Source organism: Streptomyces sp. NPDC031474, from assembly GCF_055581185.1.
In genome coordinates this window covers 283,076-303,453 of record NZ_JBVIJX010000012.1, presented here as the reverse complement: position 1 = coordinate 303,453, position 20,378 = coordinate 283,076, and the positions used below count along the sequence as shown (strand labels likewise).

At 71.0% G+C, this 20,378-nt stretch carries 19 protein-coding genes; 9 read left to right on the top strand and 10 right to left on the bottom strand.

Going from position 1 to position 20,378, the window contains the following annotated elements:
- The first annotated feature begins 128 nt into the window (after window positions 1–128).
- Window positions 129–545 carry a Zn-ribbon domain-containing OB-fold protein gene (locus ACZ5SK_RS26795; protein ID WP_334574657.1) on the top strand — a complete coding sequence of 139 codons (417 nt, stop codon included), beginning with the start codon at window positions 129–131 and terminating at the stop codon, window positions 543–545.
- A gap of 9 nt (window positions 546–554) precedes the next feature.
- Here ACZ5SK_RS26795 and ACZ5SK_RS26790 read toward each other — a convergent pair whose 3' ends face one another.
- On the bottom strand, window positions 555–1,931 hold the full coding sequence (locus ACZ5SK_RS26790; RefSeq protein WP_468417279.1) for a Gfo/Idh/MocA family protein: 1,377 nt from the start codon (window positions 1,929–1,931) through the stop codon (window positions 555–557).
- Window positions 1,932–2,110: 179 nt separating this feature from the next.
- Here ACZ5SK_RS26790 and ACZ5SK_RS26785 point away from each other — a divergent pair, with 179 nt between their 5' ends.
- Entirely contained in the window at window positions 2,111–4,888 is a 2,778-nt protein-coding gene (locus ACZ5SK_RS26785; RefSeq protein ID WP_457494104.1) for an alpha/beta hydrolase family protein, read from the top strand.
- A gap of 72 nt (window positions 4,889–4,960) precedes the next feature.
- On the opposite strand, the gene ACZ5SK_RS26780 is transcribed toward ACZ5SK_RS26785, so the two are convergent.
- Together ACZ5SK_RS26780 and ACZ5SK_RS26775 are read right to left on the bottom strand one after the other, a co-directional pair.
- Complete coding sequence (locus ACZ5SK_RS26780) at window positions 4,961–5,341, bottom strand: PPOX class F420-dependent oxidoreductase (protein ID WP_334574663.1); 381 nt, start codon at window positions 5,339–5,341, stop codon at window positions 4,961–4,963.
- Between the two features lie 139 nt (window positions 5,342–5,480).
- Entirely contained in the window at window positions 5,481–6,659 is a 1,179-nt protein-coding gene (locus ACZ5SK_RS26775) for a MalY/PatB family protein (protein WP_334574665.1), read from the bottom strand.
- A gap of 25 nt (window positions 6,660–6,684) precedes the next feature.
- On the opposite strand from ACZ5SK_RS26775, the gene ACZ5SK_RS26770 reads away from it, so the two are divergent.
- The 3 genes from ACZ5SK_RS26770 (at window position 6,685) to ACZ5SK_RS26760 (ending at window position 10,142) form a co-directional block, all read left to right on the top strand.
- Window positions 6,685–7,719 (top strand): DUF3800 domain-containing protein, encoded by a 1,035-nt coding sequence (locus ACZ5SK_RS26770; protein ID WP_334574667.1) that lies wholly within the window; start codon window positions 6,685–6,687, stop codon window positions 7,717–7,719.
- 57 nt (window positions 7,720–7,776) lie between these two features.
- The gene (locus tag ACZ5SK_RS26765) at window positions 7,777–8,610 is read left to right on the top strand and encodes an SAM-dependent methyltransferase (RefSeq protein WP_334574669.1); all 834 of its coding nucleotides are present in this window, start codon (window positions 7,777–7,779) and stop codon (window positions 8,608–8,610) included.
- Between the two features lie 131 nt (window positions 8,611–8,741).
- Window positions 8,742–10,142, top strand: coding sequence for a S1 family peptidase (locus ACZ5SK_RS26760; protein WP_468576654.1), 1,401 nt, complete (start codon window positions 8,742–8,744; stop codon window positions 10,140–10,142).
- Window positions 10,143–10,237: 95 nt separating this feature from the next.
- Here the strand turns inward: ACZ5SK_RS26760 and ACZ5SK_RS26755 are convergent, their stop codons facing one another.
- Both ACZ5SK_RS26755 and ACZ5SK_RS26750 read right to left on the bottom strand, forming a co-directional pair.
- The gene (locus tag ACZ5SK_RS26755; protein ID WP_093770941.1) at window positions 10,238–10,408 is read right to left on the bottom strand and encodes a hypothetical protein; all 171 of its coding nucleotides are present in this window, start codon (window positions 10,406–10,408) and stop codon (window positions 10,238–10,240) included.
- A gap of 111 nt (window positions 10,409–10,519) precedes the next feature.
- Entirely contained in the window at window positions 10,520–11,683 is a 1,164-nt protein-coding gene (locus ACZ5SK_RS26750; RefSeq protein ID WP_334574675.1) for an ROK family transcriptional regulator, read from the bottom strand.
- Window positions 11,684–11,852: 169 nt separating this feature from the next.
- Between ACZ5SK_RS26750 and ACZ5SK_RS26745 the strand changes: the two genes are divergently transcribed.
- The 4 genes from ACZ5SK_RS26745 to ACZ5SK_RS26730 all read left to right on the top strand — a co-directional run bounded on the left by ACZ5SK_RS26745 (window position 11,853) and on the right by ACZ5SK_RS26730 (window position 16,335).
- On the top strand, window positions 11,853–12,758 hold the full coding sequence (locus ACZ5SK_RS26745; protein WP_334574677.1) for a carbohydrate ABC transporter permease: 906 nt from the start codon (window positions 11,853–11,855) through the stop codon (window positions 12,756–12,758).
- Between the two features lie 14 nt (window positions 12,759–12,772).
- Complete coding sequence (locus ACZ5SK_RS26740) at window positions 12,773–13,717, top strand: carbohydrate ABC transporter permease (protein ID WP_361702808.1); 945 nt, start codon at window positions 12,773–12,775, stop codon at window positions 13,715–13,717.
- 7 nt (window positions 13,718–13,724) lie between these two features.
- Entirely contained in the window at window positions 13,725–15,071 is a 1,347-nt protein-coding gene (locus ACZ5SK_RS26735) for an ABC transporter substrate-binding protein (RefSeq protein WP_334574681.1), read from the top strand.
- Window positions 15,072–15,132: 61 nt separating this feature from the next.
- Window positions 15,133–16,335 (top strand): Gfo/Idh/MocA family protein, encoded by a 1,203-nt coding sequence (locus ACZ5SK_RS26730; RefSeq protein ID WP_334574683.1) that lies wholly within the window; start codon window positions 15,133–15,135, stop codon window positions 16,333–16,335.
- A gap of 39 nt (window positions 16,336–16,374) precedes the next feature.
- Here ACZ5SK_RS26730 and ACZ5SK_RS26725 read toward each other — a convergent pair whose 3' ends face one another.
- The 5 genes from ACZ5SK_RS26725 to ACZ5SK_RS26705 form a co-directional block, all read right to left on the bottom strand.
- Entirely contained in the window at window positions 16,375–17,070 is a 696-nt protein-coding gene (locus tag ACZ5SK_RS26725) for a L,D-transpeptidase family protein (protein WP_468576653.1), read from the bottom strand.
- Window positions 17,071–17,217: 147 nt separating this feature from the next.
- Window positions 17,218–18,132: an SDR family oxidoreductase gene (locus tag ACZ5SK_RS26720; RefSeq protein ID WP_334574687.1), complete on the bottom strand. Its 915-nt coding sequence runs from the start codon at window positions 18,130–18,132 to the stop codon at window positions 17,218–17,220.
- Window positions 18,133–18,216: 84 nt separating this feature from the next.
- A complete protein-coding gene (locus ACZ5SK_RS26715) occupies window positions 18,217–18,588 on the bottom strand; it encodes a DUF4180 domain-containing protein (RefSeq protein ID WP_334574689.1) in 372 nt (123 codons plus the stop codon).
- 67 nt (window positions 18,589–18,655) lie between these two features.
- Complete coding sequence (locus tag ACZ5SK_RS26710; protein WP_468576652.1) at window positions 18,656–19,285, bottom strand: MBL fold metallo-hydrolase; 630 nt, start codon at window positions 19,283–19,285, stop codon at window positions 18,656–18,658.
- Window positions 19,285–20,373 (bottom strand): S-(hydroxymethyl)mycothiol dehydrogenase, encoded by a 1,089-nt coding sequence (locus ACZ5SK_RS26705; RefSeq protein WP_334574693.1) that lies wholly within the window; start codon window positions 20,371–20,373, stop codon window positions 19,285–19,287. The genes ACZ5SK_RS26710 and ACZ5SK_RS26705 overlap by 1 nt, the downstream gene beginning before the upstream one ends.
- Window positions 20,374–20,378 lie beyond the last annotated feature (5 nt).

Sequence of the window (20,378 nt, the reverse complement as noted above, 5' to 3'; positions counted from 1 at the left end):
AGTGCCTTTACGCTTGGCACTGAGTGCCATACGCTGTGGGCGTGCACGGTGGCACGGTGAACCGGGCACGTGCGTGCACGGGTGAGCCGCGCACGTGGATTCCGGCCGAGTGCAGGGAGTTGACCCGCGTGTACCACTACCACTCAGGAAACGCCGTTCAGCAGGCCGCCGGCTCCGCGGCGGGTGTCCTCGACCGTGGAGACGCCGCCGGCGAAACCATCCTCTTCCAGCGCTGCACCTGGTGCGGCACCGCCATGTACCACCGGCTGCTCTGCCCGTCGTGTCAGGGCAGCGACCTGCGCACCGAGCGCAGCGAGGGCACCGGCACGGTCCGCCACGCCACCGTGGTGCACCGCAACAGCCCCGCCGCGCGCAATGTGTCCCTGGTCGAGATGGCCGAGGGGTTCGTCGTCCGCGGCCGGGTCATGGGCCCGCTCATCGGCATCCACAGCGGCGACCGCGTCCGCCTGTCCACGGTCAAGGACCCGGTACGGGGCGAACCTGTCTTCCAGCTCCTCGACGAGCCGTACCGGGCCTGGCACTAGGACGCCCCGTCAGGACGCCCCGTCCACCGGCCCGAGAGCCGGCAGCAGGTCGCCGACGCGTACCGGCCGTCCCATGTCGAAGCACCGGTTCGCGGCGAGCCCCACGGCGAGGGCGAGCGCCCCGTCGCGTTCGGTGGCGGCGCTCCCGGTCCCGGCCGTACTCCCGGTCCCGGCCGTGCTGCCGGCGTTCCGGGACGCCGCGGGTCCGAACAGCGCGTCCAGCATCCGGGTGTCTCCGCCGCCGTGCGCCTCGTGCCGGGCCGTGACCGGGACGTCGACCGGCGGCCGCCACAGCGGGCGCAGCGTCAGCCGGACGCCGCCCGCGTGCTCGGCCGCCGTGTCGCCGTGCAGCGCGCCGCTGCCGGAGGTGATACGGGTGCGGGGCGGCTGCCAGCGGCTCTCCTCGACCTCCAGCTCCAGGCGTCCGGCGCTGCCGTTGACCATCACCCGGTAGCCCTCCCACGGGGAGTAGGCGGTGAGGTGGTACGTCATCGTCGCGCCCCGCGTGTAGCGCACCAGGACCGCCATGTCGTCCTCGACGGTGACGGGCCCGCCGAAGACGTTGCGGTCGCGGTGGTAGCCGTCGTCCCGCTCCGCGTCGAGGTACAGCGCCCGTAGGGTGTCGTCGGCCGCGAGGTCCAGCGCGAACGGGTCGTCGGCGGCCTCCTCGGCGCCGTGGGCACGGTCGTACGCGCGGCGCAGACCGTGCCGGGTGCCGGCCTCGGGGCCGTAGAAGGCGAGCCGGCCATAGCCGAAGACCTCGTCCGGCTCGTCGGCGAGCCACCAGTTGACCAGGTCGAAGTGGTGGCCGGCCTTGTGCACCATCAGTCCGCCGCTGTGCCGCTTCTCGCGGTGCCAGCGGCGGAAGTAGTCCGCGCCGTGCCGGGTGTCGAGCAGCCACTCGAAGTGGACGGAGAGGATCTCCCCGACCGCGCCCTCGGCGAGCAGCTCGCGCACCCGCTCGTGCACGGGGTTGAAGCGGTAGTTGAAGGCGACGGTGAGAGAGTTGCCGGTCTCGCGGACGGTGTCGAGGATGCGGGCGCAGCGGACCGCGTCGACGGTCATCGGCTTCTCGGTGACCACACGGCAGCCCGCCTTCAGCGCGGGCACGATGTAGCGGTCGTGCGCGGCGTCCACGGTGGTGACGACGACCTGGTCGACGTCCTCCTCGGCGAGCAGCTCGGCGAAGCGGTCCGGCTCCCACTCTGCGGCCGGCGGGGCGCCCGCCCGGGCCAGCAGCCGGTTGTGGAAGGCCATGCGGGTGGGGCTGGGATCGCAGAGGGCGACGACGCGGTGGCCGGGCCGGGCGGCGAGATCCCGGGTGAAGGTCTGGGCGCGGTGTCCGGTGCCGACGACTGCCGTGCGGAGGTGGGGAGTTCGGCTCATGCAGGGGGCCTTTCCCCGGGGTCGTGCGGGCAGTCGTCCAGCTGGCCGGTTTTCTCTGCCCCTGCGGGCAGAGTCCGTCGGCACAGGCAACCCACAGGGCCCGTACGGCTTCCTTCGGGACGTGAGGGGCTCCCGGTACGGACGGGGCCCCCGCGCTCCGAGTGTTGAGGAGTGGACCCTTGATCCGTGCCCGGCGCATAGGTGTCACCGCCGTGGCCGCAATCGCGGCCCTGGCGGGAACACCGGGACTGGCACAAGCCCAACAACCGTCCGAGACAAGACCGTTGACCGCGTCCACCGACAGCGGGCTGCCGCCGGGGTGGCAGATCGGCGGGCAGGGCGCCGCACGCGAGCTGATATGGCGCTCGCCCACGCCCGTGCCCTTCGGTGACGCCCGTGTGGAGTTCCACGCGGGCGACCGGCTGCTCGGCGTACCGAAGGCGGCGAAGGACGGCCGCACGTTCCGGCTCTCCCTCGACGAGGCCGGCGACACCCCCCTGAAGGACCTGCAGGTCCTCGCGAGCGGACGCCGTCTGGACGCACCCGCCGACAACTTGGCTGCGGCCGAACGGCGTTCACTCGCCGCCGGGCAGCCCCCGGCCCGGACGCCCGCTCCCGCTCCGGCCAACTCCGTCGACCCGGGCAAGCCGGGCTCGTACCGCACGGTCAGCGGCGAGTACAACCTCGCCCCGTTGAAGCTGCCCGGCTATGCCCAGCCGATCGAGATGCAGGCGGTCGTCGTCGCGCCGAAGGGCGCCACCGGCAAGCGGCCGCTCGCGCTCTTCCTGCACGGCCGGCACACCACGTGCTACACGCCCGGCAGCGACGACCTCGACATCTCCTGGCCCTGCCCGGCGGGCATGAAGTCGATCCCCAGCTACAAGGGTTACCTGCAGGACCAGCAGCTGCTGGCCTCGCAGGGCTATGTGACGGTGTCGATCTCGGCGAACGGCATCAACGGCCAGGACGCACAGGCCGAGGACGCCGGCGCGCAGGCCCGTTCCTCGCTGGTGCGGCAGCACCTCGCCAAGTGGGCCGACTGGGCCGCGCACCCGGCCACCGCCCCGGCGGCGGTGCCCGACGCAACGAAGGCCGATCTCTCCCGCGTCCTGCTGGTCGGCCACTCGCGCGGCGGCGAGGGCGTCAACCGGGCCGCCATGGACAGCCTCTACCCGGCGCCCGCCGCCGAGGACGGCTATCACGGTCCGGTCCGCTGGAAGATCCGCGGCACCGTCCTCATCGGACCGACGATCTTCGGCCAGAATCCGGTCGCCGACGTCCCGTCCGCGACGATCCTGCCCGGCTGCGACGGCGACGTCGCCGACCTCGAGGGCGAGACGTACCTCGACGGCACGCGCGGCATCAGCAACGGCTCCGCCCTGCACAGCGCCGTGTACGTGGTCGGCGCCAACCACAACTTCTTCAACACCGAGTGGACGCCCGGCAAGTCCGTGGCGCCCTCCTTCGACGACTTCTCCGAGGACCCGGAGCAGCCCGACCCGGTGTGCTCCGACGGCGCGCCGACCCGGCTGACCGCCGACCAGCAGCACCAGGCCGGCGCCACCTACATCGCCGCCGCCGCCCGGCTGTTCGTGGGCGGTGACGACCGGGCGCGGCCGCTGCTCGACGGCACGGGGGTGCGCGCCCCCTCCGCCGACCCGGCCCGCGTCCTGACGCACGCGGTCGGCGCCCGTCGCACGGGCGGTTTCGTGCCCGACGGCTCGGTCAAGGTGACCGGCGGCCGGGTGTGCTGGGCGGACCCCGACCCGGCCAGGGCGTGTCTGGGCGAGGACGCCACGGGCAGGTCCCCGCACTTCGGGTGGTGGGATCTGGAGAAGGACTCCGGCAAGAGCGCGATCGCGCTGAACTGGTCGGCGCCGGGCGCCCCGGCGAAGATCACGTCCACCGCTCCCGTCTCGCTGGCCGGCGCCAAGAGCCTGGCGCTGCGCGTGTTCGTACCGCCGAACACCACCGGCACCGCACTGGATGTGGCCGTCACCGACTCCGCCGGCAAGCGCGCCGCCCTCGGCCGCATCACCGCCGACGGACTGCCGGGCTCCGGCCGCACCGCTTCCTACTGGGCTCGCGAACTGCGCGTCCCGCTGACGGCCGCCACCCGCGCCGGGCTCGACCTCAGGCACATCAAGTCCCTTGAGCTGACTCCGCGTTCGGGGTCCGGGCAGGCGTGGTTCATGGACGCCTGGGGCTGGGCGCCCGGCACTTCGGCGGTGAAGGCCGCCGCGCTGCCGCGCGTCGACATCGGGCGGATCACGGTCAAGGAGGGCGACTCCGGCACCCGCACCTACCACATCCCGGTCCAGGTGTCCGGACACGGCAGCGGCACCGCCCGCTTCTACGTCGTCGACCCGGCGACCGGCGAACCCACGGAGAAGCTGGTCACCGTCCGGCCCGGCAGCACCCCGATCGACCTGCCGGTCGAGGTGAAGGGCAACACGCGCTTCGGCAACGACCAGCAGACCGACCTTCTCGTGAAGGCCGTGCGCGGTGCGGTCGTCGGCTCCTACCGGGGCGGGGTCACGGCGCTGAACGACGACCCCGCGCCCAAGGTCACCCTGACCCCGGTCGCGGACAAGGTGACCGAGGGCGAGACGCTGAGCTGGCGGATCTCCCTGTCGGAACCCGTCGACGTGGACATCGACCAGCCGCTCCGGGTGCTCCCGGTCACCGAGGGCCCCGAACTGTCCACCAAGGACGTGGACGCGCAGTGGCTGATGGACTACGCCGGTGAGCTGCCCGACCCGGAGCGCCCGCTGTCCCAGGCGAACCTGTGGGTGTGGATGGGCATCCCGGCCGGAACCACCACCGCCGAATTCACCGTGCCGACGGTGCGGGACCAGCTGGCCGAGCCGGTCGAGTCGCTGCGGCTGGCGCTGACGGACGACGACGTCGAGCCGCTGCCCCCGATCCTGACGGGGACGGTGACCGACGCGTCGTAAGCCGCGCCGATCCGTCAGGGGGCGTGGACCGAGCGGTCCACGCCCCCTGATCCGTTCCCGGCGTCCGGTCGCTCACAGGGTCACGCGGATCCCGACCGTGCCGTCGAGCCCTCGCCGCAGCCGGCTGCCCAGAAGCGTCAGGCGCCCCAGGATCCCGTACTTGCGCGCGAGCAGCGTACGGTAGCGGGCGGTGGTCTGTGCGTCGCAGATCTCGGCGGTGGCCGGGACCTGCTCGCCCGTCGGCCTGCCGCGTACGTCGCAGGGGCCGACGAGGACGTCGCCGCGGGCCCGGATGCGCTTGACCTTCCAGGCGTCGGCGGCCGACCAGGCCCCGAGGGCCTCGCCGTCGCGCACCACCCAGACGGGAGTCGCGACCCCCGTCCCGTTCTTCCGATAGCTGGTGATCAGCAGGTACTTGCCCGCCCCGAGCCGATCGAGCGCCGTGTCATCCATTCCCGCAGTCTAGGCACCCGGTGCTCCGGGCGTGCGTGCCCATGACCAAGGCGGCAGTCGCAGCTCGTAGCCGGGCCGCAGCCGCCGCATCCGACGTGCTCCTCGGGCTGCAGCCCGAGGGTCCTGGCCCGCTCGCGGCTCAGCGCACGGCCTGCGCCATCCGCCGTACGCCCTCGGTGAGAAGCTCCGGCGAGGTGGCCAGATTCAGGCGTACGTGCCCGGTTCCGCCCGTGCCGAAGTCCGGCCCGGAGCTGAGCGCCACCCGGCCTCGTTCCAGGAACACCGAGGCCGGATCGTCCCCGAGGCCCAGCGCCCGGCAGTCGAGCCAGGCGAGGTAGGTCGCCTCGCCGGGCCGGTGCACGACACCGGGGAGATGCTCGGCCAGGAGGGCCGCGAGCAGGCGTCGGTTCTCGTCCAGGCCGGCCAGCAGGGCGTCCAGCCAGGCCGTGCCCTCGCGCAGGGCGGCGGTGTGGGCGAGCACGCCGACATGGCTCGGCCCGTGGCCGACCTCCTCGGGCAGCAGGGCCAGGTCGGCCGCCGCCTCGGGGCCCGCGACGGCCAGGGCCGCCTTGAGCCCGGCCAGGTTCCACCCCTTGGACGCCGACATCAGCGACAGTCCGCTCTCCGCGCCGGGGACGGCGAGGTAGGGCACGAAGTCGACGCCGGGCGCGGTGAGCGGGGCGTGGATCTCGTCGGCGACGACCCGGACGCCGTACCGCCCGGCGAGCTCGGCGACGGCGGACAGCTCGCGGGCCGTGTGCACCGTGCCGGTGGGGTTGTGCGGGCTGCACAGCAGATGCGCGGCGCGTCCGCCTCCCGCGACCGCCCCCCGGTACGCCTCTTCCAGCACGTCGAGGTCGAGCCGCCCGTCATCGTCGAGGGGCGCCTCGGCGATCCGCCGGTCCATGTGCTCGACGAACGGGAAGAACGGCGGATACACCGGCGGGTTGACGATCACCGGATCACCGGGCCCGGTCACCAGCTTCAGCATCTCGACGACGCCCAGCATCACATCGGGCACGATCGCCGTCCGCTCGACGGCGAGCCCGTCCCAGCCCCACCGCTTCGCGGCGAACCCGGCCAGCGCCTCGGCGTAGGCCGTGCCCGCCGGATAGCCGGTGTCGCCGAGCGCGAGGGCCTCCGTCACCACGCGGACGACCGGCTCGGCGAGGGGTACGTCCATCTCCGCGACCCACAACGGCAGGACGTCGGCCGGATGGGTACGCCACTTCATGCTCGTACGACATCGCAGCCGGTCGAGGCTGAGGGCGTGCAAAGGGTTCGGCTCACGGGGCGTCTCGTGCGGGATGCTGGTCATGGGGCACAAGATAGGGGGCAGTGGTATGACCTGGGATCAGGTGAACGGGACAATCGTGGCGGACGCCGCCGGAATCCTGGAGATCGCCTGCGACGAGTCGGGTTCGGACGGCGAGAATCTCACCGGCGGAAACACGGACGTGTTCGCCCATGCCAGTGTGCGGCTGTCGGTCGATTCCGCCGCCGGGCATGTGCAGGAGATCCGCGACCGGATCCGTTCGCCCGCCGAGGAGTACAAGGCGAACCATCTGCTCCGGGAGAAACACCGGGCCGTCCTGGAATGGCTGCTCTCCACGTCCGGCCCGCTGTACGGGCATGCCCATGTGCACCTCGTCGAGAAGGCCTTCTTCGTCGTGGACCGGGCCGTCGACCTGCTGCTGGGCGCCCCGGACGCGGCCGCTTCCCTCTTCCGGGAGGGGCGGCGGACCTTCACTGACGCGGAGTGGCGGCAATTCCTGGAGGCCGCCAACCAATTGCTGCGAGTGCGCCACGAAGGCGAACCGGATGCGCCCGTCGAGAGGTTCTTCCGCACGGTCGAGGAACTGCGGCAGCGATATGCGGGGACACCGGCGGCGGACACGCTCTCCCGGCTCTCGCAGGAACGCTCCCGCGCCTTTTCCTACCGTGCCGGAATTCGGGACGGGCCGTTCGTCCTCACCCCGGTCCTCAATCCCCTTCTCCCCTCCATCCTGCACACGGCCGCGCACTGGAGCGACGCGGGACGTCCGGTCCGGCTCGCGCACGACCGGCAGAACATGCTCACCCCGGAGCGCATCGCCTGGATCGAGGACACGGCCCGGAAGCGGGGCATCCGGCTCGCAGGGCTGCGGCTGGTCGTCTCGCGGCTGGACGCCCGGGTGCAGCTCGCCGACTTCCTCGCCGGCATCGCCCGCAGGATCGCCTCGGACGAACTCAACGGCCACGGCGACCCTGCGCTCACCGCGCTGCTGCGCCCCTACACCGGCACGGCGGCCGTCTGGGGCGACGAACGGAGCTGGGCGCGGCTCGGCCCCGACCCGGAATCGCAAGGACGGTCGGCGCCGGTCGACTCGGCTGTCTAGATTGCTTGTCGACCGAGCACATCCCCCTTCCTCCGCCTCCCTTCAGGAGCCCCCGCCATGACCGAGAACGCGCCGGCCGTCGACGTGGCCGCACCGTCGCCGTACACGCGCATCAACACCCAGCAGCCGCACACCGCCCGTATCTGGAACTACTGGCTGGGCGGCAGGGACAACTACGAGGTGGACCGGACGGCCGGTGACCGGATCCGGGAGTTACATCCGGGCATCAGCGAGTACGCCCGCGCCGACCGGCTCTTCCTGGGCCGTGCGGTGGAGCATCTGGTGACCGAGGCGGGGATCCGCCAGTTCCTCGACATCGGCACCGGTCTGCCCACCGCCGACAACACGCACGAGGTCGCGCAGCGCCTCGCCCCGGAGTCCCGGGTCGTCTACGTCGACAACGACCCGCTCGTCCTGGCGCACGCCCGCGCGCTGCTCACCAGCACGCCCGAGGGCCGCACCGACTATCTCGACGAGGATCTGCGCAACGTGGACGCGATCCTCGAACACGCCGCCAGGACACTGGACTTCAGCGAGCCCGTCGCACTGGTCCTGCTCAGCGTGGTCATCTTCATCGGCGACGACGAGGACCCGTACGCGCTGGTGCGGCGGCTGGTCGATCGGCTGCCGTCGGGCAGCCTGCTGGTGCTGTCGCACACCGTGACCAGCCCGGCGATGCCCGAGGTGGACGAGGCGGTGCGGTTCTGGAACGAGCACGGCACGCCGAGGCTGACCCAGCGCACGCCCGCGGAGGTGGCCCGCTTCTTCGAGGGCCTGGAACTGCTGGAACCTGGCGTGGTGTCGTGCTCGCGCTGGCGTCCGGAGGGCACCGGGGACGGGGGCGAGCCGGCGGAGGTCGCGATGTTCGGCGGGGTGGCACGCAAACACTGAGGCCCGGCACACAAGTGATCACTTCCGGGCTGAACGCTGCCGGGTCCCGGCGCGTATGGACAGTGAGGGCGCTCAACGACCGGAGGGCCCCGCGGTGTTGAGGCCGCGTGTTCGGGTTTCGGGAGCCATGCATGAGGCACGTACGACGACGGACCGTCCGGCGAGTGACGCGGCTGGCGGCAGTCGGCGGACTCCTCCTGGGAGGGGCCATGGTCACGCAGGCGGCCATGGCGAGCGAGCCACCCGCCACGTCGGCGGTGCCGCGCAGTGCGCCGGAGAGCGTCGTCACGAATCCGGGGGCGGCTCTCGTCACGAAGCTCGGCACCGCGCGTACGGCGGGCACCTGGATCGGTTCCGGCGGGCAGCCGGTCGTGGCGGTCACCGACGAGCAGACCGCCGACGCCGTCCGGGCGGCGGGCGCCGAGGCGAAGGTCGTCTCCCACAGCATGAACGAGCTCAGGTCGGCCACGACCACGCTGCGTTCGGCGCCCAGGGTGGCCGGCACGGCGTGGGTGATGGACTACCGGTCGAACCAGATCGTCGTGCAGGCGGACAGCACCGTGTCGGCCGCCGACTGGTCGCAGCTGACGCGGACCGCCACCGGCATCGGCAGCTTCGTGCGCATGGAGCGCACCACCGGCAAGTTCACCACCCGGATCAACGGCGCGCTGCCGATCCTGTCGACCGGCGGACGCTGTTCGGCCGGCTTCAACGTCACCAACGGATCGAACGACTTCATCCTCACCGCCGGACACTGCGGGCCCACCGGGTCAACCTGGTTCGCGGACAACCAGGCCACCCAGCAGGTGGGCCAGACGGTCAACTCCAACTTCCCCGGCAGCGACTTCTCGCTGGTGCAGTACGCGAGCGGCAAGGCGGGCGACGGCGCCGACGTGGTGGCGATCGGCAACGGCAACGGGGTGAAGATCACGGGCACGGGCGACGCGGCCGTCGGCCAGCGGGTGTTCCGCAGCGGCAGCACCAGCGGGCTGCGCGACGGCGAGGTCACCGGTCTGGACGCGACGGTGAACTATCCGGAGGGCACGGTCGGCGGCCTCATCGAGACGAACGTGTGCGCGGAGCCCGGCGACAGCGGCGGCCCGATGTTCTCCGAGGGCATCGCCCTGGGCATCACCTCGGGCGGCAGCGGCGACTGCAAGACGGGGGGTACGACGTTCTTCCAGCCGGTGACGAGGGCGCTGGCCCAGCTCGGGGTGCAGCTGATCGTGGCCGCGCCGTCCGCGGCCAACAACCAGGGCGGCGCTCCCGCGGCGTCCGGCGCCCCGCAGCCGACCGCCTCGAACACCCAGGCGGCGATCGCCCCGGGCGGGACCTCACCGGGTTCGACCGCTCCCGTGACGGGCATCGGCGGCGGCGCGACCCTCGCCTCCCGGCTCACCGACCCGAGGAACATCGGCCCCGGGCTGCTGGTGATCGCGGGCAGCATGGTCGCCCTCGTCGCGACCCGCTACATCCGCGCCGAGCAGGACCGCAAGGCCTACCAGCGGCACTACTCGGCGACCTGGGGCTGAGCGGGGCCGGGCCGGGAGGGCCGAAAGGACAGCGAAAAGGGCACCCGGTCAGGGTGCCCGCTTCGGAAGGGGAGCCTCGGGGTCCGCGGGGAGCGTCAGGCCGCCTCGACGGGCTGGGGCGCGGCGGCCCACTCCAGGACGAGCCGGCGATATTCCTCGCGCTGCTCGACGCTCAGTGTCCCGCCCGACCGGAGCCACAGGGCCCGGATCTCCTCGTTGACCTCCGCGGCCGATCGCTCGGAGAGGGATTCAACAGTGGTGGACATGGTGTGAATCTTACGGCGTCCGAGGTGAAGGCAGCGTGAGTCATCGCGCGCGAACCGGACATACCGGACGTGTTACTGATCACGTCCATCTGTCAACCCCCACACCCGATTTCACCCCTCCGCAGCGCCCAGCACCAGCACCTGGATCGCCAGCACGGCGGCCCCCTGCGCCCAGTCGTGGAAGTCGGACACCTTGGTCTCCAGCGCCACCGGGGCGGCCAGCGGATGCCGGTGGGCGCGGATGGTGGCCTCCACCGTCGCCCCGCCCACGTCCATCAGACCTACGCCCTCACCGGCGAGCAGGATCTTCTGCGGCATGACGAAGTTGGCGATCTGCGCGACCAGGGTGCCCAGGGCGCGGGCCGCCTCGTCGACGACCCTGGCGGGCATGGGTTCCCCGGCGGCGGCCAGGGCGAGGATCTCCTCGTAGGTCCGCTCCCGGCCGGTGGCGGCCTGCACCTGGTAGCGGATGCTGGGGATGGTCAGCAGCGAGACGGCGCTGCCGCGCTCGCCGTCGGGGGTGAGCGGGCCGTGGGGGTTCACGATCCAGTGCCGGCCGAAGTCACGGTCCTCCTCGGCGAAGGGGACCCGCTTGCCGCCCAGGACCAGGCCGTAGCCGATGCCCGCGCCGATGGTGAGGACCACGAAGCGGTCGAGGCCACGGCCGGCGCCGAACCAGGTCTCCGCCTCCACGAGCGCGGCGACGTCGTTCTCGACGACCACCGGCAGGCCCGTGCGTTCCTCGACCAGCGCGGCCAGCGGCACGTCCCGCCATCCCAAAAAGCGTGACTCCCCGACGATCGTGCGGTCCTGGACGAGCCCGCCCACCCCGATGCCGATCCCGGCGAGGCGCGGGTGGGCGCCGGCCAGCTCGTCGGCCATCTCGCCCAGCAGGCCGACGACCCGGTCGGGGTCGTGCGAGGTGAGCGGGCGGTCGTAGCGGGCGACGATGTCGCTGCGCAGGGTGGTGACGACGCCGTACACCATGTCCTCGGTGATCTTGAAGCCGATGAAGGAGCCGGACTCCGCGACCACGTCGAGCGGTTGGGAGGGGCGACCCTGTCGCGACTCCGCCGGGGCGCCCGCCTCGGGCCTCTCGACCAGCAGGCCCGACTCGATCAGCGGTTTGGTCAGCCGGGTGAGGCTGCCCGCGGAGAGGTTCAGCCGCCGCGCGAGGTCGGAGCGCGACAGCGGGCCGTGGACGAGCACCTCGATCGCGACCGAGCGCTCCCCCGAACTCAGCGGCAGCCAGCCGGCCGCGGTACCTGTGGTCATGAGGGTCAGACTCCCACACGATTTCTTTTGCCTTGGAAGTATCCAGGTCACTATAGGTGCCGACGGAACCACGGGAAATGATGTTTGCGCACCTCTTGACGCATGGATTCTTCCGGCTCAAAAGTAAGTGGCGCCGAGAACGAGCCGCCGCAGACGAGGGAGTCTCCCGATGACCATCGCCTCCAGCAGTCCCCCGTCGCACCGTGAAGGGCGGGGTGACGGCCGGCTCGCCGCGCTGTTCCTCGCCCCGGCCCTCCTGGGGTACGCGGTCTTCCTGCTCTGGCCGACGCTGCGGGGCGTCTACCTGAGCTTCACCCGCTTCAACCTGCTGACGCCGGCGGAGTGGGTGGGCCTGGACAACTACGTGCGGATGGTCCACGACCCCATCTTCTGGGACTCGCTGAAGGTCACCGTCGAGTACGTGCTCCTCAACATCGGCGTGCAGACGGTCGCGGCCCTCGCCATCGCCGTGCTGCTGCAACGGCTGACGCAGTCGGCGGTGCTGCGGGGCATCGTGCTCACCCCGTATCTGATGTCCAACGTCGTCGCGGGCCTCGTCTGGCTGTGGATCCTCGACACCCAGCTCGGCATCGGCAACGAGATCGTCGGCGCTCTCGGCTTCGACCGGATCCCGTTCCTGGCCGACAAGACCTGGGCCATCCCGACGATCGCCATGATCAACGTCTGGCGGCACGTCGGCTACACCGCGCTGCTGCTCTTCGCCGGGCTCCAGGCGATCCCGAACGACGTGTACGAGGCGGCCAGGGTCGACGGCGCGGGCGAGTGGCGGATGTTCTGGCGGATCACGATGCCGCTGCTGCGGCCGGTGCTGGCGGTGGTGCTGATCATGACCGTGATCGGTTCGTTCCAGGTGTTCGACACCGTGGCTGTGACCACGGCGGGCGGTCCCGCCAACGCCACCAACGTCCTCCAGTACTACATCTACGGCTCCGCCTTCGGCCGCTTCCAGTTCGGCTACGCCTCGGCGATGTCCGTCGCCCTGCTGGTCGTCCTGAGCGCGATCACCGTCCTGCAGTACCGGCTCACCCGGGCCGGCCGGACCGACCTCGGCTGACAGGAGACGCGGACATGACTGTCGCGACGACAACGGCACCACCACCGGCCACCACGACGACCACCGGAGCCCGGCCGGTCCGGCGCAGGATTGCCTTCGGGCGGGCCGCCGCCTGGACCGCGATGGGCCTGATCGTGCTCATCACCCTGCTGCCGTTCTACTGGATCCTGCGCACCGCGCTCTCCTCCAACGCGGGCCTCAGCGCCGACCCTGCCAATCCCTTGCCGGTCGACCTCGGCACCGGCGGCTTCGAGCGGGCCCTCGGACTGCAGTCCGCGAAGGAGGCGATCGCGCAGGGCGGCGCCGGCGGCGGGCTCGACTTCTGGCGCTATCTGCTCAACTCGGTGTTCGTCTCGACCCTGATCACCGGCTGCCAGATCTTCTTCTCGGCGATGGCCGCCTACGCCTTCGCCCGACTGCGCTGGCGGGGCCGGGACAAGGTGTTCGGACTGTTCCTGGCGGGGCTGATGGTGCCGACCATCTTCACGCTGCTGCCGAACTTCGTCCTCATCAAGCAGCTTCACCTGGTGGACACGCTGTGGGGCATCGCACTGCCCAGCCTCTTCATGACGCCGTTCGCGGTGTTCTTCCTGAGGCAGTTCTTCATGAACATCCCCGGAGAGATCGAGGAGGCGGCCCTGCTCGACGGCGCCGGAAAGGTGAAGATCTTCTTCCGGGTGATCCTGCCCATGGCGTCGACGCCGGTCATCACGCTGTCCGTGCTGACGTACATCACCTCCTGGAACGACTACTTCTGGCCGTTGATGGTCTCCTACAGCGACAGCTCGCGCGTGCTGACGGTGGCGCTGGCGGTCTTCCGCGCGCAGACCCCTGCGACCGGCGTCGACTGGTCCGGGCTCTCCGCGGCGACGCTGATCGCCGCGCTGCCGATGCTGGTGCTCTTCGCCTGCTTCGCCCGCCGCATCGTCAGCTCCATCGGCTTCACCGGGATCAAGTGAGGGAACAGTGAACCGACTTCGTACGCTCACCGCGCTGGCCGGGGCGCTCGCGCTGTCCCTGGCGACGGGCTGCGCGCAGGGCGGCTCCGGCGGGGCGTCCGCGCACACGGTGACCTACTGGCTGTGGGACGCCAACCAGCTGCCCGCCTACCAGGCCTGCGCCAAGGGGTTCGAGCGGGAGAACCCCGGGCTGGATGTCAGGATCACCCAGTTGGGGTGGAGCGACTACTGGACCAAGCTCACCGCCGGGTTCATCGCGGGCACCCAGCCGGACGTGTTCACCGACCACATCCAGAAGTTCGGCCAGTTCGCCGATCTGAAGGTGCTGGAGCCGCTGGACGACCTCGGCATCGAGAACTCCGCCTACCAGCCGGGCCTGGCCGCCAACTGGACAGGCCAGGACGGCCACCGCTACGGCGCCCCGAAGGACTGGGACACCGTCGCCCTCTTCTACGACGCGAACTCGGCGAAGGCCGCCGGGCTCACCGCCGGGCAGCTCGACGACCTGTCCTGGAACCCGAAGGACGGCGGCACCTTCGAGAAGGCCATCGCCCGCCTCACCGTCGACCGCAACGGACGGCGCGGGGACGAGCCGGGCTTCGACAAGCACCATGTGAAGGTCTACGGACTGGCCAGCCAAGGCGGCGGCAACGGCGACGGCCAGACCCAGTGGAGCATGTTCACCGCCTCCGCCGGCTGGAGTTACACGGAGAAGGCGCGCTGGGGCACCCACTACCAGTACGACAGCAAGACCTTCCAGTCGGTCGTCAAGTGGTACTTCGGGCTGGCGAAGAAGGGGTACATGGCCCCGTTCTCCGACTACAACGTGCAGTCCAACCAGGGCAACACCCAGGTCGCCGCCGGCAAGGCTGCCGCCACCTTCGACGGCGCCTGGATGATCTCCACGTACCACGGCTTCAAGGGCAAGGACATCAAGGCCGCCCTGACGCCCGTCGGCCCGACCGGCAAGCGGGCCACGATGATGAACGGCCTCGCCGACTCCATCACGAAGGGCGCCCACAACAAGGCGGGCGCCCGGAAGTGGGTGGCCTACCTGGCCTCCGACGCATGCCAGAGCGTCGTCGGAAAATACGGTGTCGTCTTCCCCGCCACTCCGGCCGGTACGCAGGCCGCCATCGCCGCCTACAAGAAGCAGGGCGTCGACGTCTCGGCGTTCACGGAGCCGGTCGCCGACAAGAAGGACTTCCGGACCTTCTCCTACCCGATCACCAACTACGCGGCGGACGTCACAGCGCTCATGCAGCCTGCCATGGAGGACATCTACGGCAACGGCAAGCCGGTGAGCAGCCTCGACGAGACCAACAGCCAGATCAACCTGATCCTCGACCAGTAGAGCGACCAGTACATCGACCAGTCATCGACCTCTGAACCGACTTCGGAAGGGCACGCCACCCATGACGTTCTCCCTCGGCATCGTCGGCGCCGGGCAGTTCTCGGGCCAGTTCGCCAAGCTGTTCCTGGCCCACCCCGGCGTCAGCGACGTCCATGTCACCGATCTGCTGCCCGAGAGGGCCGAGCGGCTCGCCGCGGACGTGGGCCTGACGGGCACGTTCCCCTCGTACGAGGCGATGCTCGAGTCGTCGGCGGTCGACGCGGTCGCCGTGTTCACCCAGCGCTGGACGCATGGCCCGCTGGTCCTGGAGGGCCTGAACGCGGGCAAGCACGTCTACTCCGCCGTCCCCATGGCGATCACCACGGCCGAGATCGCGGCGATCATCGACGCCGTCAAGGCGACCGGACTGACGTACATGATGGGCGAGACGAGCCAGTACAACCCGGCGACCGTGCACGCCCGCAACCAGATCGCCGAGGGTGCCTTCGGGCGGCTCTTCTACGCCGAGGGCGACTACGTCCACGACATGGACCTGGGGTTCTACGAGGCATATCAGTACAGCGGCGGGGCGGACTGGAAGGCGACCGCCAGCTATCCCCCGCTGCTGTATCCGACGCACTCGGTGGGCGGGGTGCTGGGCGCCTGGCAGACGCACGCGGTGAGCGTGTCCGCGATCGGGGTGGTCGACGAGCGGGGCGACGGCGTCTTCGACAAGGAGGTGAGCCGGTTCGGCAACGACTTCTCCAACGCCACCGCGCTGTTCGAGGTGGCCGGCGGCGGCTCGTTCCGTACGAACGAGTTCCGGCGCGTCGGCTATCCCTCGCACATCCGAGAGTCCCGATTCCGCTTCTTCGGTACGGAGGCGAGCATGGAGCAGCTCGCGACGGTGGCGCTGTGGCAGGACAAGAAGGGCGTGAAGGACATCAGTGAGCTGCTGGAGCCGAAGCCCACGCTGTCCCCGGACGACCCGTCGCTCCAGCACATCGCGCCCGATCTGCGGGCCGCGTTCACCTCGGGTTCGGCGCCGGTGCACGACCGCGCGCGCCTGCCTCGGGAGTTCGACGAGCTCCACAACGGGCACGAGGGCAGCCACCACTTCCTGGTGGACGACTTCGTGACGGCGGTCAACGCGCGCAGGCTGCCGTCCGTGAACGCCTGGGTCGCCGCCCGCTACACCCTGCCGGGCATCGTCGCGCACGAGTCCGCGCGGCAGGGCGGGGCGAGGCTGGAGATCCCGGACTTCGGGGACGCGCCCGAGGCGTGACGCCCGGCAACGCCGGGCGCCTGCACTGCTTCGGTGGCCTCAGGTGCCCGGCTTGCGGCCGTAGACGAAGACGTCGTCGCCGTTCTTCAGCAGGGACCAGTACTTCTTGGCGGTCGTGCTGGTCATGTTGACGCAGCCGTGCGAACCCGGCGGGTTCCACATGCTGAGACCGACGGAGTGGAAGGCCTGGCCGCCGTCGAAGAACTGGCTGTAGGGCATGGGCACGTTGTAGATCGTCGAGACGTGGTCGATGTCACGCCAGTAGATCTTCTTCAGACCGGTGCGGGTCTCGTACCCGTCCCGGCCGGTGCGCACCGGGACGGGGCCGTAGACGAGCCTGCTGCCGTCCTGGATCCAGCTGAGCTGGAGGGTGAGATTGACGCAGGCGATGCGGCCCTTGTTGGTGGGGCAGGCGCCGGACTTGTTGGGGTTGTTGCCCACCGCCTTCTGCTTGTTCATGAGGTCCATCACACCCCAGGTGACGGGCCCGGCGTAGCCGATGTTCGGGGTGATGCCGTGCTTGCTCTGGAAGGCCTGGATGGCCTTGCAGTCGGCGGTCGACTGCCTGCCGTCGACGGGCCGGCCGAGGAACTTCTCGACCTGCTTCTGGTACGGCCCGGCCTGCGTCGAACAGCTCGCGGCCTGCGCCGGCGCGGCGCCCAACGCGAGTGTCAGCGGTGCGACAAGGCCGGTGACGCCGAGCACGACGGCCCCTCGTCTGCGTATGTCCCCCATGGTTGCCCTCTCCCTGGCGCGATTGCGGCGATCTCGTCAACGTAGACATGTGTCCGGGGGTATCGGTTGTAGTCCCGCACAGCCTGTGACGAAACAGTGAACTTCCTGTCCGCCCGACCGCCCGACGGGCGGCTGAGAAGCCGACGCTCAGCGGTAGCCCGTCGTGTCCGCCGGCTTCCCCTCGTCCTGCACCTCGACGAGGTAACGCCACGCGTCCGGCCTGCTGCCGTCGAGGTCGGTGAAGCCGTACTCCTGGGCGAGACCGCCGCTGGAGAGGGACCCTCCGTTGTGGCGGGCGACGTCGGGGTCGGCGGCCAGGGCGGCGACGGCGCGGCCGACGTAACGGGGTGTCTCCGAGATGGCGAAGTGGGGGACGCGGTCCAGGGCGTCGCGCCAGTTGTCCTCGCGCACACCGAACTGGTCGAGCATCAGCTCCGAGCGCAGCCAGCCGGGGGTGAGCGCGACCGCGGTGGCGCCGCGCGCACCGAGTTCATGGCCGAGGGCGAAGGCCATGCGCAGCACGGACGCCTTGGCGAGGTCGTAGAAGAAGTTCACGCGGTAGGTGTCGCGGTTGTACTCGGCGGTGCCGTCGGTCATCTCGACGACCAGGCCGCCCGGGCGGCGCAGCAGCAGCGGCAGGGCGTGATGACTGGTGATCGCGTGGGTCTCGACGGCGAGCCGGAGCAGCCGCAGCCCCTTGTCGAGGTCGTGCTCCCAGAGGGGGGTGTCCCACTCGAAGAGGTTCTCGCCGCCCCAGATGTCGTTGACCAGGACGTCGAGGCGGCCCTGTTCGTCCGCGACGCGGTCGACGAGGGCGCGCACCTGTGCGGGGTCGAGGTGGTCGGTGGGGACGGCGATGCCGTGCCCGCCCGCCTCGGTGACCAGGTCGGCGGTGTCCTCGACGGTCTCGGGGCGGTCGTACTCGGAGCGCCGGTCACGGGTGGTGCGTCCCGTCACATAGACGGTGGCGCCGGCCGCCCCCAGCTCCACGGCGATCCCGCGCCCCGCGCCCCGGGTCGCCCCCGCGACCAGTGCGACCTTGCCTTCCAGCGGCCCAGACATGTCCGGCCTCCCTGCCTCGAACGAATGGTGTCGCTACGAGGGTCCCGGGAAAGCCGGACATCTTCTGTCGCCTTTCGGCGGTGCTCACCCGGCCGGACGCAGCCGGTCCTCCAACGCGCCGTCGTCCGCCACGAACCACAGCTGGCCGCCCTGGTTCGCCTCGTACACGAAGTCCCGCAGCGCGGAACTCTCGGCGAGGTGCGGGGAGATGTCCCCGACGACGGCCAGCCTCAGCCGGTAGTTCGCGAACTTCTGCACGACAGAGCCCGCGACCCCCGACCGCAGCTGGAAGAACGCGTCCCCGACCCGTTCGGCGGGCACGGCGACGAGTGTGGCGTCCTGGCCGAACGCGTCGCCGATCAGGTCGAGGGCGGCGCTCTCCCCGTCGAGCGGTGGGCCGTCGGGGGCGCACCGCAGGACACGGGTGTCATGGAGGGTCACGAGTGCAGTGGTCATGCCCGTGATCGTAGGGCGGGCCGGCGCTCCGGCGCCGCTGTGTTTCCCGCCGGGCATCGGGGCCGGGTCAGTGGCCGCGGGCGATCCACTCCTGAAGGTGGGGCGCCTCCGCGCCGATGGTCGTCGCGTCGCCGTGGCCGGTCAGCACCTTCGTCTCCGGTCGGAGGGCGAGCAGCCGGTCCTTGATGGACGTGATGATGGTCGGGAAGTGGGAGTAGGAGCGGCCGGTGGCGCCGGGGCCGCCCTGGAAGAGGGTGTCGCCGGTGAACAGCACGCCGAGCCCGGGCTCGTACAGGCAGACCGCGCCGGGCGCGTGCCCGGGGGTGTGCAGGACGGTCAGGTCGGCGCCGGCGGCCTCGATGACCTGACCGTCGGCCAGGTGGGCATCGGGCTCGCGGTGCGGGTGGGTGAGCTTCCACAGCGGCAGGTCGTCGGGGTGCAGCCAGATCGTGGCGCCGGTCGCGTCGGCGAGGGCGGGCGCGGCGGAGACATGGTCGTTGTGGGCGTGGGTGCAGACGATGGCCGTCAGCCTGCGGTCGCCCACGGCGGCCAGGATCGCGTCGGCGTCGTGGGCGGCGTCGATGACGACGACCTCGTGGTCGTCGCCGACGAGCCACACGTTGTTGTCGACGTCCCAGGTTCCGCCGTCGAGGGTGAATTGGCCGGAGGTGACGAGGTGTTCGATGCGCGCGGTCATCACAGCACCACCACCGAACGCAGCACGTCTCCGTGGTGCATCCGCTCGAACGCCTTCTCCACCTCGTCGAGCTGAATCGTCTCGGTCACGAACGCCCCCAGGTCCAGGCGGCCCTGCAGGTGCAGGTCGATCAGCATCGGGAAGTCCCGGGAGGGCAGACAGTCGCCGTACCAGGACGACTTCAGCGCACCGCCCCGCCCGAACACGTCCAGGAGCGGCAGTTCCAGCTTCATCTCCGGGGTCGGCACCCCGACCAGGACGACCGTGCCGGCGAGGTCGCGGGCGTAGAAGGCCTGCTTGTAGGTCTCCGGGCGGCCGACCGCCTCGATGACGACATCGGCGCCGAAGCCCCCGGTCAGCTCGCGGATCGCCTCGACCGGGTCGGACTCCTTGGAGTTGACCGTGTGGGTGGCGCCCATCTTCCGCGCCGTCTCCAGCTTCCGGTCGTCGATGTCCACCGCGATGATCTTCGCCGCGCCGGCCAGGTTCGCCCCGGCGATCGCCGCGTCACCCACGCCACCGCAGCCGATGACCGCGACGGTGTCGCCGCGGCCGACGTTGCCGGTGTTGATCGCCGCGCCGATGCCCGCCATCACGCCGCAGCCCAGCAGTCCGGCCACCGCCGCCGACACCGACGCGTCGACCTTTGTGCACTGCCCGGCCGCCACCAGCGTCTTCTCCGCGAACGCCCCGATGCCCAGCGCCGGAGACAGCTCCTGACCGGTCGAGGCCAGCGTCATCCTCTGCTTGGCGTTGTGGGTGTCGAAGCAGTACCAGGGCCGGCCCCGCAGACACGCCCGGCACTGTCCGCACACCGCACGCCAGTTCAGGATCACGAAATCGCCGGGCGCGACGTCGGTGACGCCGTCACCGACCGACTCCACGACACCGGCCGCCTCGTGGCCGAGCAGGAAGGGGAACTCGTCGTTGATGCCGCCCTGCTTGTAGTGCAGGTCGGTGTGGCAGACCCCGCAGGCCTGGATTTTCACCACGGCCTCACCGGGGCCGGGGTCGGGGATCACGATCGTCTCCACCCGCACCGGCTCGTTCTTGCCCGGCGCGATCACTCCGCGTACTTCCTGCGGCATGCTGC

What these genes read in the sequence shown, in the direction of transcription:
- ACZ5SK_RS26710 (WP_468576652.1), bottom strand. Translation starts at nt 19,285, where the DNA reads ATGACCGCGCGCATCGAACACCTCGTCACCTCCGGCCAATTCACCCTC.
- ACZ5SK_RS26770 (WP_334574667.1), top strand. Translation starts at nt 6,685, where the DNA reads ATGACCTGGGATCAGGTGAACGGGACAATCGTGGCGGACGCCGCCGGA.
- ACZ5SK_RS26775 (WP_334574665.1), bottom strand. Translation starts at nt 6,659, where the DNA reads ATGACCAGCATCCCGCACGAGACGCCCCGTGAGCCGAACCCTTTGCAC.
- ACZ5SK_RS26750 (WP_334574675.1), bottom strand. Translation starts at nt 11,683, where the DNA reads ATGACCACAGGTACCGCGGCCGGCTGGCTGCCGCTGAGTTCGGGGGAG.
- ACZ5SK_RS26705 (WP_334574693.1), bottom strand. Translation starts at nt 20,373, where the DNA reads ATGCCGCAGGAAGTACGCGGAGTGATCGCGCCGGGCAAGAACGAGCCG.
- ACZ5SK_RS26790 (WP_468417279.1), bottom strand. Translation starts at nt 1,931, where the DNA reads ATGAGCCGAACTCCCCACCTCCGCACGGCAGTCGTCGGCACCGGACAC.
- ACZ5SK_RS26755 (WP_093770941.1), bottom strand. Translation starts at nt 10,408, where the DNA reads ATGTCCACCACTGTTGAATCCCTCTCCGAGCGATCGGCCGCGGAGGTC.
- ACZ5SK_RS26760 (WP_468576654.1), top strand. Translation starts at nt 8,742, where the DNA reads ATGAGGCACGTACGACGACGGACCGTCCGGCGAGTGACGCGGCTGGCG.
- ACZ5SK_RS26745 (WP_334574677.1), top strand. Translation starts at nt 11,853, where the DNA reads ATGACCATCGCCTCCAGCAGTCCCCCGTCGCACCGTGAAGGGCGGGGT.
- ACZ5SK_RS26765 (WP_334574669.1), top strand. Translation starts at nt 7,777, where the DNA reads ATGACCGAGAACGCGCCGGCCGTCGACGTGGCCGCACCGTCGCCGTAC.
- ACZ5SK_RS26715 (WP_334574689.1), bottom strand. Translation starts at nt 18,588, where the DNA reads ATGACCACTGCACTCGTGACCCTCCATGACACCCGTGTCCTGCGGTGC.
- ACZ5SK_RS26740 (WP_361702808.1), top strand. Translation starts at nt 12,773, where the DNA reads ATGACTGTCGCGACGACAACGGCACCACCACCGGCCACCACGACGACC.
- ACZ5SK_RS26725 (WP_468576653.1), bottom strand. Translation starts at nt 17,070, where the DNA reads ATGGGGGACATACGCAGACGAGGGGCCGTCGTGCTCGGCGTCACCGGC.
- ACZ5SK_RS26730 (WP_334574683.1), top strand. Translation starts at nt 15,133, where the DNA reads ATGACGTTCTCCCTCGGCATCGTCGGCGCCGGGCAGTTCTCGGGCCAG.
- ACZ5SK_RS26780 (WP_334574663.1), bottom strand. Translation starts at nt 5,341, where the DNA reads ATGGATGACACGGCGCTCGATCGGCTCGGGGCGGGCAAGTACCTGCTG.
- ACZ5SK_RS26720 (WP_334574687.1), bottom strand. Translation starts at nt 18,132, where the DNA reads ATGTCTGGGCCGCTGGAAGGCAAGGTCGCACTGGTCGCGGGGGCGACC.